10 protein-coding genes are annotated in these 14,322 nt (G+C 63.7%); 6 read left to right on the plus strand and 4 right to left on the minus strand.

The genetic code is table 11. The features are described 5' to 3' along the window. The first annotated feature begins 402 nt into the window (after positions 1-402). The 4 genes from IAE77_RS29295 to IAE77_RS29310 all read left to right on the plus strand — a co-directional run bounded on the left by IAE77_RS29295 (position 403) and on the right by IAE77_RS29310 (position 8,136). Positions 403-1,536, plus strand: a complete 1,134-nt coding sequence (locus IAE77_RS29295; protein WP_294234958.1) for an efflux RND transporter periplasmic adaptor subunit — start codon at positions 403-405, stop codon at positions 1,534-1,536. A 1-nt stretch (position 1,537) separates the two neighbouring features. Next, positions 1,538-6,055: an efflux RND transporter permease subunit gene (locus IAE77_RS29300; RefSeq protein ID WP_294234959.1), complete on the plus strand. Its 4,518-nt coding sequence runs from the start codon at positions 1,538-1,540 to the stop codon at positions 6,053-6,055. A gap of 99 nt (positions 6,056-6,154) precedes the next feature. Then, positions 6,155-6,706: a sigma-70 family RNA polymerase sigma factor gene (locus IAE77_RS29305; RefSeq protein WP_294234960.1), complete on the plus strand. Its 552-nt coding sequence runs from the start codon at positions 6,155-6,157 to the stop codon at positions 6,704-6,706. Beyond that, entirely contained in the window at positions 6,703-8,136 is a 1,434-nt protein-coding gene (locus IAE77_RS29310) for a YfbK domain-containing protein (protein WP_294234961.1), read from the plus strand. The genes IAE77_RS29305 and IAE77_RS29310 overlap by 4 nt, the downstream gene beginning before the upstream one ends. Before the next feature lie 21 nt (positions 8,137-8,157). On the opposite strand, the gene IAE77_RS29315 is transcribed toward IAE77_RS29310, so the two are convergent. After that, on the minus strand, positions 8,158-8,976 hold the full coding sequence (locus tag IAE77_RS29315) for a CHAD domain-containing protein (protein WP_294234963.1): 819 nt from the start codon (positions 8,974-8,976) through the stop codon (positions 8,158-8,160). A gap of 263 nt (positions 8,977-9,239) precedes the next feature. Between IAE77_RS29315 and trxA the strand changes: the two genes are divergently transcribed. Further along, a complete protein-coding gene (gene trxA / locus IAE77_RS29320; protein ID WP_294234965.1) occupies positions 9,240-9,569 on the plus strand; it encodes a thioredoxin in 330 nt (109 codons plus the stop codon). A gap of 80 nt (positions 9,570-9,649) precedes the next feature. Here trxA and IAE77_RS29325 read toward each other — a convergent pair whose 3' ends face one another. Together IAE77_RS29325 and IAE77_RS29330 are read right to left on the minus strand one after the other, a co-directional pair. Then, on the minus strand, positions 9,650-10,729 hold the full coding sequence (locus IAE77_RS29325) for an ATP-dependent 6-phosphofructokinase (RefSeq protein ID WP_294234967.1): 1,080 nt from the start codon (positions 10,727-10,729) through the stop codon (positions 9,650-9,652). 63 nt (positions 10,730-10,792) lie between these two features. Beyond that, positions 10,793-11,743 carry a serine hydrolase gene (locus IAE77_RS29330; protein WP_294234970.1) on the minus strand — a complete coding sequence of 317 codons (951 nt, stop codon included), beginning with the start codon at positions 11,741-11,743 and terminating at the stop codon, positions 10,793-10,795. A 121-nt stretch (positions 11,744-11,864) separates the two neighbouring features. Between IAE77_RS29330 and IAE77_RS29335 the strand changes: the two genes are divergently transcribed. Further along, positions 11,865-12,284 carry a ketosteroid isomerase-related protein gene (locus IAE77_RS29335; protein WP_294234972.1) on the plus strand — a complete coding sequence of 140 codons (420 nt, stop codon included), beginning with the start codon at positions 11,865-11,867 and terminating at the stop codon, positions 12,282-12,284. Positions 12,285-12,310: 26 nt separating this feature from the next. Here IAE77_RS29335 and IAE77_RS29340 read toward each other — a convergent pair. Further along, positions 12,311-14,322, minus strand: a 2,012-nt coding sequence (locus tag IAE77_RS29340) for a prenyltransferase/squalene oxidase repeat-containing protein (RefSeq protein WP_345781031.1), incomplete at its 5' end; no start/stop codon positions are given.

Here is a 14,322-nt window from a genome sequence, read left to right on the forward strand (position 1 = left end):
CTCCAGCACCGCTCCAAAGGCTTCGACTACTACTACCACCGCTCCTACTACAAGACGAACGAGGCCGACTTCGACACCGAAGAAGCCCCCGTGCGCCCGAGCACCCGGAGTCTGCACGGAGCCTGAGGCCTTCTTCCGCCATCCGCGATTTCTCTCGCGGTCGGGTGGCTCGTGCAGCGAACCGCTAATGGGAAAAGACGGCAGGTCGTAACGTGCTTCTCCAGAGGTGAGACGAATCGCTACGGTGCGGGATTGTGGCTGTCGTTGATGCCTCGCCTGCTCAAGTCTCTTGTCGAAGGAGGCAAGCGGCCCAACGCGAGCGGGACAAAATCCATCCACAGGCCTGAATCAGGTGGTTTGTTGCTAGTGATTTTCTCCTGGCGGCGTTTGTTCCGTCCCCCCATGTCCGAAGCCCGGCCGAGTGCATTTCTGCGATTCCTTGCGTTCATCCTTGTCACAGGAGGAGTGGCGGCGGGTGGCTGGGTGCTGTGGATGAAGCAGGGCCAGCCACGCAGCGCGAAGCCGGCGGCGGTGAAGCGGGATGCGGCGGTGCTGACGGCGAAGGTGACGAAGGAGAACTACGCGCTGGACTTGGATGCGATCGGCACGGTGCGGGCTTTTGAGTCGATCGACATCAGCGCGAATGTGACGGAGTCGGTGACGCAATTGTCCTTCGATGACGGGGATTTTGTGAAGAAGGGCACGCTGCTGGCCATGCTGAGCGATGCCGAGGAGCAGGCGATGCTGGCTTCGGCGAAGGCGACGCTGGCGGAGGAGGAGCGCGAGATCGCCCGGCTGCAGAAGCTGGTGTCCGATGGCGCGGCGCCAGAGGCGCGGCTGGCGGAGCGCAAGACGCTGGCGGACATCGCGAAGCAGCGGATTCTGGAGGCGGAGGCAAAGCTGGCGGACCGCCGCATCACGGCGCCGTTTGACGGCTGGCTGGGGTTGCGGCGGATCAGTGTTGGCGCGCTGGTGTCGCCCGGCACGATCATCGCCTCCCTGGACAAGATCGATGTGGTGAAGATCGATTTCGCCGTGCCGGAGACGTATTTCGGCAGCGTGCAGCCGGGGACGAAGATCACGGCGCATGCGGAGGCGGCGGCGGGCCGAAGGTTTGAGGGGACGGTGTCGCGGCTGGATTCGCGCATCGATCCGGTGACGCGCTCGGTGGCGGCCCGTGCGGAGGTGCCGAACGCGGACCTGCTGCTGAAGCCGGGCATGCTGGTAATGGTGACGCTGAGGGTGGAGCCGAAGCTGTCGCTGTCGATCCCGGAGCGGGCGCTGGTGCCGGTGGGGGCCAAGGCTTATGTGTTCAGCATCGAAAAGGACAAAGCGAAGCGCAGTGAGGTGAAGACAGGCCGCCGCAAGCCGGGTTACGTGGAGATCCTGGGCGGGCTGGGCGAGGGGCAGCTCATCATTGCCGATGGTCTGGTCGGTTTGCAGGACGGGGCGACGGTGAAGATCGCGGGGGATTACGGCGGGCCGGTGCCGGCTTTCAATCCGGAGCAGACAACCTCAGCCGAGGCGACTCCCTGACATGTGGCTTTCAGACACATCGGTGCGTCGTCCTGTGCTGGCGATGGTGATGAACTTGATCCTCATCGCCTTCGGCATCGTGGCGTACACGCGGCTGGCGGTGCGGGAGTATCCGGACATCGAGCCGCCGATCGTGACGGTGGAGACCTATTATCGCGGTGCGTCCGCGAATGTGGTGGAGCGCCGCATCACGCAGCGGCTGGAGGACCGCATCTCGCAGGTGGAGGCGATCAAGAACATCTCGTCGGTGAGCACGGACGGGAAATCGGAGATCACTGTGGAGTTCAACCTGGGGCGGGACCTCGACGCGGCGGCGAATGACATCCGCGAGGCGATCAGCCCGATCCTGCCGACGATGCCGGAGGAGGTGGAGCCGCCGAATGTGGGAAAGACGGAGCTGAGCTCGGAGGTGCTGATGTATCTGAACCTGACGAGCGAGTTTCGCAGCACGCTGGAGCTGAACGATTATGCGGAGCGTTATCTGGTGGACCGCTTCTCACGCCTGCCGGGGATCGCGCGGGTGCGCATCAACGGCGGCTCGCGCTATGCGCTGCGGGTGTGGCTGGATCGTGAGGCGCTGGCGGCACGGGGACTGACGGCGCTGGATGTGGAGGAGGCGCTGCGGCGGGAGAACGTGGATCCGCCGGCCGGAGCGGTGCAGTCACTCGACCGCCAGTTCACTGTGCGCCTGAACCGGCAGTATCAGAGCACGGGGGATTTTGAGAAGCTGGTCATCGCCCGTGGCGAGAACGGCTATCAGGTGCGGCTGGCGGAGGTGGCGAAGGTGGAGCTGGGGGCGGAGGAGGCGCGGAATGTTTTCAAAGGCAATCGCGTGCTGATGGTTTCCCTGGGCATGATCCGGCAGTCGCGAGCGAATCCGCTGGAGGTGGCGCGGGCGGTGCGTGCCGAGGCGGAGAAGATCCGCGAGACTTTGCCGAAGGACATGCGGCTGGAGAACAGCTACGACATCAGCCAGTTCATCGAGGAATCGATCCATGAGGTGTATCGCACGTTGATCATCGCCCTGGTGCTGGTGGTGGCGATCATTTATCTCTTTCTGGGCAGCATGCGGGCGGTGCTGGTGCCGGTGCTGGCGGTGCCGGTGAGCATGTTCGCCACCTGCATCGTGCTGATGGCGCTGGATTACTCGATGAACACGCTGACGCTGCTGGCCTTTGTGCTGGCGATCGGCCTGGTGGTCGATGACGCGATCGTGGTGCTGGAGAACATCCACCGGCGCATCGAGGAGGGTGAAAAGCCGCTGGTGGCCGCGTATCTCGGCACGCGGCAGGTGGGATTCGCCGTGGTGGCGACGACGCTGGTGCTGATGTCGGTGTTCGTGCCGGTGACGTTCATGCCGGGGGACACGGGGCGGCTGTTTGCCGAGTTCAGCGTCACGCTGGCGATCGCCGTGGGCTTCAGCGGCTTTGTGGCGCTGACGCTGTCGCCGATGCTGGCGTCCAAAATCCTGCGCGGACGGGAAGGAGACGGCCTGGTGGCGCGGCTGTTGGAGAAGGCCTTCGGCCATGTGCAGGCCGGCTATCGCCGGGTGCTGGGGCTGGCGCTGCGGTTTCCCGCCACCGCGTTGCCACTGGTGGCGGGGATCACGGTGATGTGCTGGTGGCTGCTGAAGACGATTCCGGATGAGTTCACGCCGCGTGAGGACCGCGGGTCATTCTTTGTCACGGCCACAAGTCCGCCGGGCACGACGTTTGCGAATACGCTCGAAACCATGAACGCGGTCAATGAGCGCCTGATGTACCTGGTCGAGGGCGAAAGGAACGAGGCGACGCGCGTGAATGCGCGCGCGCCGCGCACCTTTGGCTCCGCCGCCGACTTCCACGAGTCCATCTGCGTGGTGACGCTGACGCCGTTCGGCACGCGGCGGGACGGCTTCCAGATCATGGACGAGCTGCGGGCGAAGACCGGCGACATCCCGCAGGCGAAAATCAGCATCACCATGCGGCAGGGGATGATGCGCGGGCTGAACAAGGCGCTGGAGATCGTGGTCAGCGGCCCCACCTTCGAGGAACTGGCGGCGTGGCGTGACATCATCCTGCGCAAGGCGAAGGAAAACCCGAACTTGGTGGGCTTTGACTGCGACTACCGCGACACCAAGCCGCAGCTCCGCGTCAGCATCAATCAAACACGGGCGGCGGATCTCGGCGTGTCGTCCGCGAACATCGGCCGCACTTTGGAGACGCTGCTCGGCGGCCGGCGTGCGACGACCTTCATTCATCAGGGGGAGGAGTATGATGTGATCCTGGAAGGCAGCTATCGCGACAAGCGCAGCCCGCTGGATCTGAACAACATCTTTGTCCGCAGCGAGCGCAGCCAGGAGCTGATCCCGCTGGCCAATCTGGTGACGATGGATGAATTCGCCGACAGCGGCACCTTGAACCGCTACAACCGCATGCGCAGCATCACCTTTGACGCGGAGCTCGTGACAGGCTACAGCCTCGGCCAGGCGGTGCAGGACATGGAGCAGCTCATTCACGACAACCTGCCCGCCTCGGCGGTGATCGGCTACAAGGGCAACTCGCTGAAGCTCAAGGAGAGCAGCGGCAGCAGCGGCTTCATCTTTGCGCTGGCGCTGCTGGTGGCCTTCCTGGTGCTGGCGGCGCAGTTTGAGAGCTTTGTGCATCCGCTGACGATCATGCTGACGGTTCCCGTCGCAGTGGCCGGGGCGCTGCTGGGTTTGCAATTCATGGGCATGAATCAAAGCATCTACAGCCAGATCGGACTGATAATGCTGATCGGTCTCGCCGCAAAGAACGGCATCCTCATCGTGGAATTCATCAATCAGCTGCGTGACGAGGGCTTGAGCTTCCACGACGCGATCCTGCGCGCCAGCGAGCAGCGGCTGCGGCCGATCGTCATGACCGCGCTGGCCACGGTGATGGGGGCTTTGCCGCTGATGCTGGGCCACGGTGCCGGTTTCGAGACGCGCATGGTCGTGGGTGTGGTGATCGTGTTTGGCGTGTCGCTGGCGACCCTCGTGACGCTGTTCCTGGTGCCGATGGTGTATGGCTTGATCGCGCAACGCACCGGCTCGCCGCTGGATGTGACGCGCCGGCTGGAGTCCGAACTCAGTGGCGAGGAAGCGAAAGAGCGCACGAACCTGCCCGCGCTCGTTCACGTGTTGCTGCTGGCGCTTCTGCTGCTGCCGTCGTGCAATCTGGCACCGAATTATCTCATCCCGCAGCCGAAGCTGCCGACGGAATTCAAAACCGAGGGCCCCTGGCGCACCGCCACGCCGAAAGATGACGCCAGCCGCGGGAACTGGTGGAGCCTGTTCCGTGATTCAAAGCTGAACACGCTGATGAAGCAGGCGGAAGCGGGCAGCCCGACGCTGGAACTGGCCGCGCATCGCGTCACCGAGGCGCAGGCCCTGGCGCGGGCGGATCGCGCGGGCTTGTTTCCGTTTCTCACCTTCAATGGCTCCGCTTTGCGCAACCGTGGCTCCAGCAACATGAAGTTCCAGTTCGCCGGCGGTCGCACGCGCAACACGCTCGGCGGCACGCTCGATTTCGACTATGAGCTCGATTTCTGGGGCAAGCTGCGGAACCAAGCACGTTCGGGCGTCGCGAAGGCCGAGGCGGAGCACGCAGACTACCACACGGCGTTGCTTGGTCTCCAGAGCGAGCTGGCGCTGAATTACTTCACGCTGCGGGCGCAGGATGCGCAGATCGCGCTGCTGAAACGCACCGTCGGAGTGCGCCGCAAGACGGTGGATCTGGCCCGCACCCGGTTTGAACAGGGTGACATCGCCCAGATCGACGTGGCGCAGGCGGAAACCGAGCTCGCCTCGGCGGAGGCGGAGGCCATCGGCCTGGAAAAGAAGCGGGCGGAGCTGGAGCACGCCATCGCCTTGCTGCTGGGCCTGACGCCATCGCAGTTCAGCCTGACGACGGACGAGATCCGCGGCTCTCCGCCATCGATTCCCGCCAGCGTGCCGAGTGATCTGCTGGAACGTCGTCCGGACATCGCCGCCGCCGAACGTCAGATGGCGTCGCTGAATGCGGAGATCGGCGTGGCGAAGGCGGCGTTGTTCCCCAGCGTGCGGATCGGCCTCACCGGCGGAACGCAAACCAGCTATGTGTGGAAACTGCTCGATGCGCAGAGCCGCGTGTGGGGTCTGGGGCCGGGGACGATCGAATGGCCGCTGCTGCGCGGCGGCGGCGTGCGTGCGAACATTGATGCGACGAAGGCCCGCTACGATCAGGCGGCCGCCAGTTACAAGAACACGGTGCTCAGCGCCGTGCGGGATGTGGAGGATGCGCTGAGCGGCCTGTCCGTCCTGCAACGCCAGGCCGCGGCGCAGGCTGCCACGGCCGATTCGGCCCGTCGGGCGCTCGAACTGTCGCAGAAACGCTACGACTCCGGTCTCGTGGCCTATTATGAGGTCCTGGACGCGCAGCGCACGCTGCTGCGGGCCGAGCAGGAGGCCACCCGCATCCAGGGTGAGCGCTTCTTGTCGGCAATCCTGCTGATCAAGGCGCTCGGCGGCGGGTGGTGAGGCGCAGATTGAGGTTTCCAAGGCGGAAATTGGCGTCACATTTGGCCTCTCCGGCCTAATTTTCCCTCGTGTCCGCCCGTTCCACCCCCGAACACACGCATGCCCGCCCCACACGTCCAGGATGAAGCCTCGGTGCTGGTGCGGCGAGCCTTGGACCAGCATGAAAGCACGCTCATCGCCTACACAGCCGGAATACTCGGGGGAGACACCGAGCGGGCGCGTGATGTCGTGCAGGATGCCATGCTGCGGCTTTACCTCACCGATCCGGAGCGTGTCCGCGACAATCTCAAGTCCTGGCTTTTCACCGTCTGCCGCAACCGCGCCTTCGACATCCTGCGCAAGGACCACCGCCTGGACCTCGGCAACGACGACGTCATCGACGCGGCGACCGATCACGATCCTGATCCCGCCCAGAGCGCCGGCATGCAGGAGCTCTATCAGCAAGTCTGGCGCTGTGTGGACCGCCTGCGGCCGAACCAGCGCGAGGTGGTTCGGCTCAAATTTCTCCACGACTGCTCTTACCAGGAGATCGCAGGCATCACCGGCCTCAGCGTCGGCAATGTCGGCTTCATCATGCACCATGCCATCAAGAAGCTCCGCGAGTTGCTGAGCCGAGAAGCCGCCGAAGAACAATTTCACTCACAATCATGAATCCGCAGGACAACCCCCACTTCACCGCCTACGCGCTCGGCGAACTGAGCGCCGAGGAAGCCCGTGAGCTGCACGAGATGCTGGCCATCACGCCGGCGGCCGCGCATGAGCTTGAGCAGATCGAGGCCGTGACGGACGCCTTGCGCCACGGAGCACCGATCCCTCAGGCCCGCCTCACGCATGAGCAGCGCTACGCCGTGCTGCATCCTTCCAATCTGCCGCGTCGCGTGCAGCCGATGCTGCCGCGCACCACGGTCCAACGCCCGCGGGCGACGTTCTGGCCGATGATGGGCACCGTCTTGAAGGCTGCGGCAGTGATCGCCGTCTCCGGTGCGGCCTTCCTGGCTGGCTGGTCCTTCAGTTCGGTGGCGAAAGACGCCGCCACCATCGCTGCCACGCCAGCGAAGGAGCCCGGCAAGCTGCCGTCGCCCAAAGCGCCTGAGGTTTTGCCGACGCCGAAAAAGGTCACCCCTGTGCCGCAACCGCAAGTGGCCGCCCTGCCTCCCCAGAAAGTGGAAACGCCTCCAATGAAGGAGGAACCGGTCAAGGTGGCCGAACCGGCGGCGAACAAGGCTGTTGCTGAGGCCAAACCCGCTCCCGCGCCTGCTCCAGCCCCGATGGTGGTCGCGCCTGCTGTAGTCCCGGCGGTCACCGGAACGACGAACTTCGGTTTCTCCGCCCCGGCGGGCCGCCAGGTCTTCGCCAGCACCACGAAACAACCGTCCGACCAGTTCCGAGTGCGTCCGAATCTGATCAAACCGGCACCGCCGAAGCCGAAGGGGGAGATGCTGGCCTCCCCGCAGCCGCCGAATGTCAAAAACGAGCCGAAGCCGGCCCGCGTGAACGATCTTTACATCCATTCGTGGAAGGCGGAGGTGGCCGCCTGCCCGTGGAATCCGGCGTATCGCCTGCTGCGTCTCGTGATCCAGCTTCCGGCCGACCAGCCGGCGGTTTTGTCGTCTGACGCGTCGTTCCCAGTGCAGGTCAGCTTCGATCCGGCGAACGTGAAGCAGTTCCGCATGCTGAGTGAGCGTCATCTTGCGGCATCCGAGCTGCGCAGTGCCGGCACGCACGTGCTGTGGTATGAGTTCCAGCCGAATGGGGCCAGCGATGTGCCGCGTGACCGCCAGATCGCGAACGTGACGATGCCAAACGCCCGTTTCACCGCCCAGGCCGTGGGGCCGTTCGACAGCAGCAAGCTGCAGGTCATTGACCGTGGTTACTCGCTGCAGAACGCGCGTGATGACTTCGTGTTCGAGGCGGCCGTGGTGGGCTTCGGGCTTCTCATGCGCGGCACCGGGCAGACGGGCGAGCTGAACCTGGATCTGGTGCTGAATCTGGCGAAGCAGGTCAAAGGAGCGGACTCCAACGGCGATCATGCGCGTTTCATCCGGCTCGTCCAGGATGCGCGTCGCGTGGCCGGACTGTGAAGGCGGCGTATCTCGCCGTCTTCAGGCATGATGGAGCACGAGATCGCTGAAGTGCGAATGATGCGTGCCGTAGAGCTTGTGGCCGATGGACAGATAGCGCTGACGCAATTCATCGCGGCGTTCGTTGATCATCTGGCACCAGGGGCTGCGGCGCACGGCGAACGCGGGCTCACGTGAGAGATTGGCGAGGTCATGATCGCGTCCGAGCATGTGGCCGAGACGCCGCGCCCGCTTGATGCGGCGCGCAGATCCATGCAGGTGCGAAAGCGCCAGGGTCTGGTAGCACAGATCCTTCACGCGGTGCCGCCAGCGGTGCAGTGTGCGACTGTCGTTCACCTGGCTGCATTCCTTCATCAGCCGGCGGCCTTTGCGATAGCAGCGGGCATGTTGCTCGAGGATCTGATGCTCATCGAGCGCCTGGATGCAGGAGCGTTCGATGAGCAGATCGAGCGCGTGCAACTGGTGGCACAGGTTGGATGTGGAAAGCTCGACCGTCGCGGCTCCGGGGGCTTTGGGGCGATGTCTGGCGTCGAGGTGAAAGCGGCGCGCGAGCTTGTCGATCAGCTTGTCCCGCACCGTGCGCTCACGGCTGCCGGCACAGCTGTTTTTGATCGAACGGATGTGCTGCCGCATGGCCTCCAGCGTGTGCTCCTCGATGCCTTGCTGGGCGAGGCGCAGCAAGGCGAGAATCTTCTTCATCCGCACACGGAGCTGGTGGATGGCGACTTCCTCGTGCCGTGCGATGCGGCGGACATCGTTCTGAGCGAACTCGCACAACTGGTGGAGCAAACGCTTCAGGCGCCGCCCTGACAGGCCGGTAAGAGCGCGTTCGCGTTTCATGCTGCCATTCAGCACAGGAGGCACTCGACCGGCAAGAAAGAGTTTTTCACATTCATCAGGGGAAACCCTGTCAAAATTGTGAGCAGGCTGTGAATTGTCTGATCTGCTGGAATGAGGCCGGTTGAGTGAAAATGTCGTCACATTGGGCTGGAGCCCCGTTTCCGGCACTTTTTGGCCCGCCCCGGGCAAACTTTCGTTGATTCGACTGCCGCCAATGCCAGCGTGCATGCGTAGTCTTTTCTCAAACATTCCCCCCCAACACCATGGCCAGCGAAGCAGTCATCACCCTCAACGAAGAAAACTTCTCCTCCGAAATCTCCAAGTCCGACGTGCCCGTCATCGTGGACTTCTGGGCGGAATGGTGCGGCCCGTGCCGCATGCTGACGCCCATCCTGGAGGAGCTGGCCAACGAGCAGGCCGGGAAGGTGAAGATCGGCAAAGTGAACGTCGATGACGCCCCGAACCTGGCCGCGCAATTCAACGTGAAGTCGATTCCGATGCTCGTTTTCTTCAAGGGCGGCGAAGCCAAGGACACCGTGGTCGGCGTGCAGTCGAAGGACGCGCTGACGAAGCGTCTGGCCGCCCTGGCCTGAGTCGAAGAGTCAAAATACGAAGAGCGGCGACTGTGAGGTCGCCGCTCTGTTTTTGTGAAGTCGCCAGTGCGGCCGTGGCCTCACTGATCACCGAACGAGATGCCGATGGCACGCGCGGCCTTGACGATCTCGCTCTCTTTGTTGACGAGGCGGAGCTGATGCACGGCCTCCTCGATGGACACATCCCCCACCTGGTAGTGCTGGTAGCTGACCATGCGGCCAAAGCAGCCCTGCTCGATGAGATCGACGGCCTTCGCACCGAAACGCACGCCAAGGATGCGATCCAGCGCCGTGGGAGCGCCACCACGCTGAAGGTGGCCGAGTGTGCAGGCGCGGGTTTCCTTGCCCGTGCTCTTTTCAATGTGTTTGGCGACGAAATCGCCGATGCCGCCGAGGCGGTCCTCGCCTTTGGTCCCGACGCGTTCCTTTGTGAGCAATTCACCGCTTTCCAGGCGAGCGCCTTCCGCGACGACGACGAGCGTGCTGTGGTGGCCTGCGGCGTCACGTTTGCGGATCGCCTGGCCGACATGATCGAGCTGGAAGGGAATCTCCGGCAGCAGAATGACATCCGCGCCGCCCGCGATGCCGCCGTACAGCGCGATCCAGCCAGCGTGCCGGCCCATCACCTCGAGAACGATGACGCGCTTGTGGCTTTCGGCTGTTGTATGGAGGCGATCCAGCGCATCGACGACCGCCGCCACGGCGGAGTCGAATCCGAAGGTCATCGCGGTGGCCTGGATGTCGTTGTCGATGGTTTTCGGCACGCCAATGACCGGAATACCCATCTGATAAAGCTGCAGCGCGGTGGTGAGGCTGCCATCACCACCGACGACGATGAGAGCGCCGACTTCGAGGTGGCGCAGAGTGTTCTTGGCCTTCTCAACGATCTCGACCGGCACCTGGGAGACGTTGCCTTCGCCGACTTTGGCGACGAAATGGCCTTTGTTCGTGGTGCCGAGGATGGTTCCTCCGAGCTTCATGATGCCGACGGTGCGTTCGGGGTCGAGCATCATGTAGTCTCCTGGCGGCAGCAGACCCTCAAAGCCATCGCGAAAGCCAACGACCTCCCATCCGAGATTGTGGGCGGCGCCGACGACACCGTGGATGACCGCATTGAGACCGGGGCAATCCCCGCCGCTGTTCAAGATTCCGATTCGCATGAGTTTGGAGTGAGAGAAAGAAAGAGTGAGGTGGGGAGCGGGAAGAATGCCATCCACGCACGGTTAAAAATGATCGAGCATCTGCTTCTTGTCCGTGATCGGCCGGCCGGCGGCCAGCCAGCGGTCATAAGCAGTCCATCCTTGATGCAGCAATGCACGGGCTTCGCCGAAGGGATTCGCGGAACCCAGCACGACCACCACCATGCGGTGATGGTAGATGAGGCTGGTGTTGTCAGCCTGCACCTGCACGCTGGAGGGTTTCTCGGCGGAAATGACCACACAGCCTCCTGAGCGCTCGGTGTTGCCGGTTTTGACGCCGTCGATGCGGTCCACACCGAGCAGCGCGTTGGTGTTCTTCAGCGGCACGCTGAGCTGCTGGCCCCCGCGGTAGATGGTGACGCTGCGGCTGCTCTGGTTGGTGTAAAACCGCATGGCCGGGCGGGAGACGGCGTAGATCGAGATGCGGGCGATGTCCGCCGCCGTCGAATAGGGCAGCGGACGGGAGTTTTCCAGGCCATGCGGATTGGTGAAGCGGGTGCCACGGGCACCTTCACGGGCGGCGAGCTGGTTCATCTGCCGGACGAACTCCTCCATCGGATGGCCGCTGCGGCCGAGGCGGGCCAGATGGTCGCGGCCGACGAAATCACCCAGCGTGATGGCGGCGATGTTGTCGCTGCTCATCATGGTGGCATAGATCAAATCGCGCAGCGTGACCTGGTCGCCGGCTTGCAGGCCGATGGTGCCGGGATCCGACATCTGAAAAGCATAGGCCGGCACGGTGGCCAGCACGCCCACGCCGACTTTGGAGGCCTCCGCCCAATCGAGCGTGACCATCGCCGTGGCGATCTTCGCCAGGCCACCGACGGGGCGTTTCGCCTGCGCATTGCCTGCGACATGGACCTTCTTGTTGTAGGCGTCCACCACGATGACTGCCGACTGTGCGAAGGCGGATGCCGTCTGGAGGGCGAGGATGCAGATGCCAAGGATCGATGCGCGGACGAACGACCGCGCCATGTTGGGGGAAAACATAGACGCGGGCTATTTATCCTCCGTGTTCCGGCCTCGCAACCCTCTATTTGGGTGAGGAGAATTCCGCGTTGACGTGGTGATCGGTGAATTCATTCTCACGTCCACCATGTCCGACCCGCAACGTCACGCCGCCGCCCTCATCAAGACCTACTACGAAACCTTCAACGCCGGAGATCGTGAGGCCTTCCTGCGGCTCCTGGCGGATGACGTGGCCCATGACATCAACCAAGGCGGCACCGAGACGGGCAAACAGGCGTTCCGTGCCTTTCTGGTGCGCATGGACCGCTGCTACCGCGAGCAGGTGCGCGAGTTGGTCGTGTTTGCCAATGAAGACGGCACGCGCGGCGCTGCGGAGTTCTTCATTGAGGGTGAATACCTGTCCACCGACGAAGGTCTGCCACCGGCGCAGGGTCAGCGCTATCGTCTGCGCGTCGGCGCCTTCTTTGAGCTGAGTGACGGCCTTGTCAGCCGCATCACCAACTACTACAACCTCGAAGACTGGCTGCGGCAGGTGAGGGGGGCGTGATCGGCTCCCCCGCTGACGACCTTCGCTTACTTGTCGAAGAACGACTCCTCTTCGCGGTCGCCGACTTTGAGGTAACGGTAGAACACCTCAAGCTGGAGGGTGCAGAGGCACTGGCGGTAGATCTCGTCCGCCGCATCGCCAGCGGGCCAGTTCGGACGGCCGCGCTTGAAGGAGCCGTCTGCCTGCTGGGCGCTGAGGATCTGCGGCAGGAACTGCTGGTTGTAGAACTTCCAGTCGTCGCCGCCCTGCTGGAAGAAGGCCTGGGTGTAGTAGTACCAGCAGTAGAGGTTGCAGTTCTTGTTCCAGTCCAGCGGTTCGGCGGTGATGAAGTCGCGCAGGAACTTGATGCCCTTCTTGATCGAGGTCGTCTTGCCTTTCGCCATCGTCTGAAGGCCGAGAATGCCCACGCCGGAGAGGCTCCACTGATTGTAGTGCGCGTCGCGATTGGTTCCGCCAAAGCCGCCGTCCTTCGACTGCTTGCTTTCGAGATAATCGATCATCTTGGAGATCGAGCCGTGCAGACCGTCGATCTTCAAGCCGGTGTTTTTGGCCGCTTTGAGCGCCTGGAACTGCCAGCCGGCCACGGAAAGGTCCTCGCCACCGCTGTCCTTGTTATAGACGATCACGTCGCCGCCGTAGGTCCAGGATCCGCGCTTGTTTTGATTGTCGATGATGACTTTGACGCCTTTCTCGAAGGCCTCACGCATCCCCGGAAGCGATTTGCTGCCAAGTCGGGCCAACGTGTACATCTCGCCCAAGGCATAGGTCGCGATGCCGTGCTCATAGGTGCCTGCGCCGCCTTTCTTGCCTTCCCAGGCCTCGGAGAAAATGCCGTGAGGGTTCTTCTTGCTGGTTTCAATGAGGTACATGATGCCCTTCATCACGTTGTCTCCGTAGAATGGCGACTCCGGCGTCTCGCAGCGGCCCAGGTAGCACAGTAGCGCCAGTCCTGTCATCGCACACTTGTTGCCACGGCCCCAGGAGCCGTCCGCGTTCTGCTTGCCCTTCAGCCATTCCAAAGACGCGCTCACCGCAGCCTCGCACTCCGGACTGCCCCCGTTCTGGCGCAACTTCTCAAGACGTTCCTGCGTCGAACAACGACTGCGCATCGACGGTGGCAGCGTCACAAACCCCGCCGCGCCTCCAAGGCCCATCCCCTTGCCAAAGCCGCCTCCCGCTCCACCCATCCCAAAACCACCGCTCGCGCCCAGCGCTCCCCCACCCATCATCGCGCTCACATCCGGCATGTCCAACGCGTCCGGTGGCGCCTCCGGCAGGGTGATCGACGAGTTCATGCTCGTGCTCACCAGCTTCTTCATCGGCATCGTCTTGTTGATCGAACTGCGTTTCTTCTGCTGCACCTTGTGCTGCAGGTCCTGGCTGGCCTGCGCTCCCTGCGCCGTGCCGCCTCCCGGCAGGAAGTCCACCTGCTTGTCCATCACCCCGGTGGTGAACACCACAAACAACGCCAGCACGCCCAGACCGGCATGCACCAAAATGCTCACCAGCAGGGAGCTGGCTCCCATCTTGCGCCACATCTGCACGAACTTGTTGGGCGGCGGCCCGGTCTCGATGTGCGTCAGCGCCGGCGGGTGATACACCTCGCCCTCTTGATGCTCGGCGACAGCCACCGCCTCGCCGCCATCGTCATCGGCTGGCGCTGCCACGGCCACTGCCGCCATCGGAGCGCTGGGCACTGGCATCGCAGGAGCCACGGCTGAAGGAGCGGGAATCGGTGCCACCGCACCGGTGACCGAGGACGGCGCGGGTGGCGGCATCATGGCCGGCATCGGCATCGCAGGCATCGGATAACCCGGCGGGTAGCCCTGCGGCATCGGGTAACCTTGTGGATACCCCGGCATCTGTGGCGGATAGCCCTGCGGCATCGGGTAACCCGGAGGCATCATGCCCTGCGGCATTGGATAACCTTGAGGATAGCCGGGCATCTGCGGCGGATAACCCGGTGGCGGTGTGTAGCCAGGAGGCAACGGCTGGGTGGCTCCAGGATGCTGTGGCTGCTGCGGATTGCCGGGCTGGG

This window comes from Prosthecobacter sp., from assembly GCF_014879935.1.
GTDB lineage: Bacteria > Verrucomicrobiota > Verrucomicrobiia > Verrucomicrobiales > Verrucomicrobiaceae > Prosthecobacter.

Coding starts and splice junctions, on each gene's coding strand:
- IAE77_RS29295 (WP_294234958.1), top strand. CDS start 403: ATGTCCGAAGCCCGGCCGAGTGCATTTCTGCGATTCCTTGCGTTCATC.
- IAE77_RS29300 (WP_294234959.1), top strand. CDS start 1,538: ATGTGGCTTTCAGACACATCGGTGCGTCGTCCTGTGCTGGCGATGGTG.
- IAE77_RS29305 (WP_294234960.1), top strand. CDS start 6,155: ATGCCCGCCCCACACGTCCAGGATGAAGCCTCGGTGCTGGTGCGGCGA.
- IAE77_RS29310 (WP_294234961.1), top strand. CDS start 6,703: ATGAATCCGCAGGACAACCCCCACTTCACCGCCTACGCGCTCGGCGAA.
- IAE77_RS29315 (WP_294234963.1), bottom strand. CDS start 8,976: ATGAAACGCGAACGCGCTCTTACCGGCCTGTCAGGGCGGCGCCTGAAG.
- trxA (WP_294234965.1), top strand. CDS start 9,240: ATGGCCAGCGAAGCAGTCATCACCCTCAACGAAGAAAACTTCTCCTCC.
- IAE77_RS29325 (WP_294234967.1), bottom strand. CDS start 10,729: ATGCGAATCGGAATCTTGAACAGCGGCGGGGATTGCCCCGGTCTCAAT.
- IAE77_RS29330 (WP_294234970.1), bottom strand. CDS start 11,743: ATGGCGCGGTCGTTCGTCCGCGCATCGATCCTTGGCATCTGCATCCTC.
- IAE77_RS29335 (WP_294234972.1), top strand. CDS start 11,865: ATGTCCGACCCGCAACGTCACGCCGCCGCCCTCATCAAGACCTACTAC.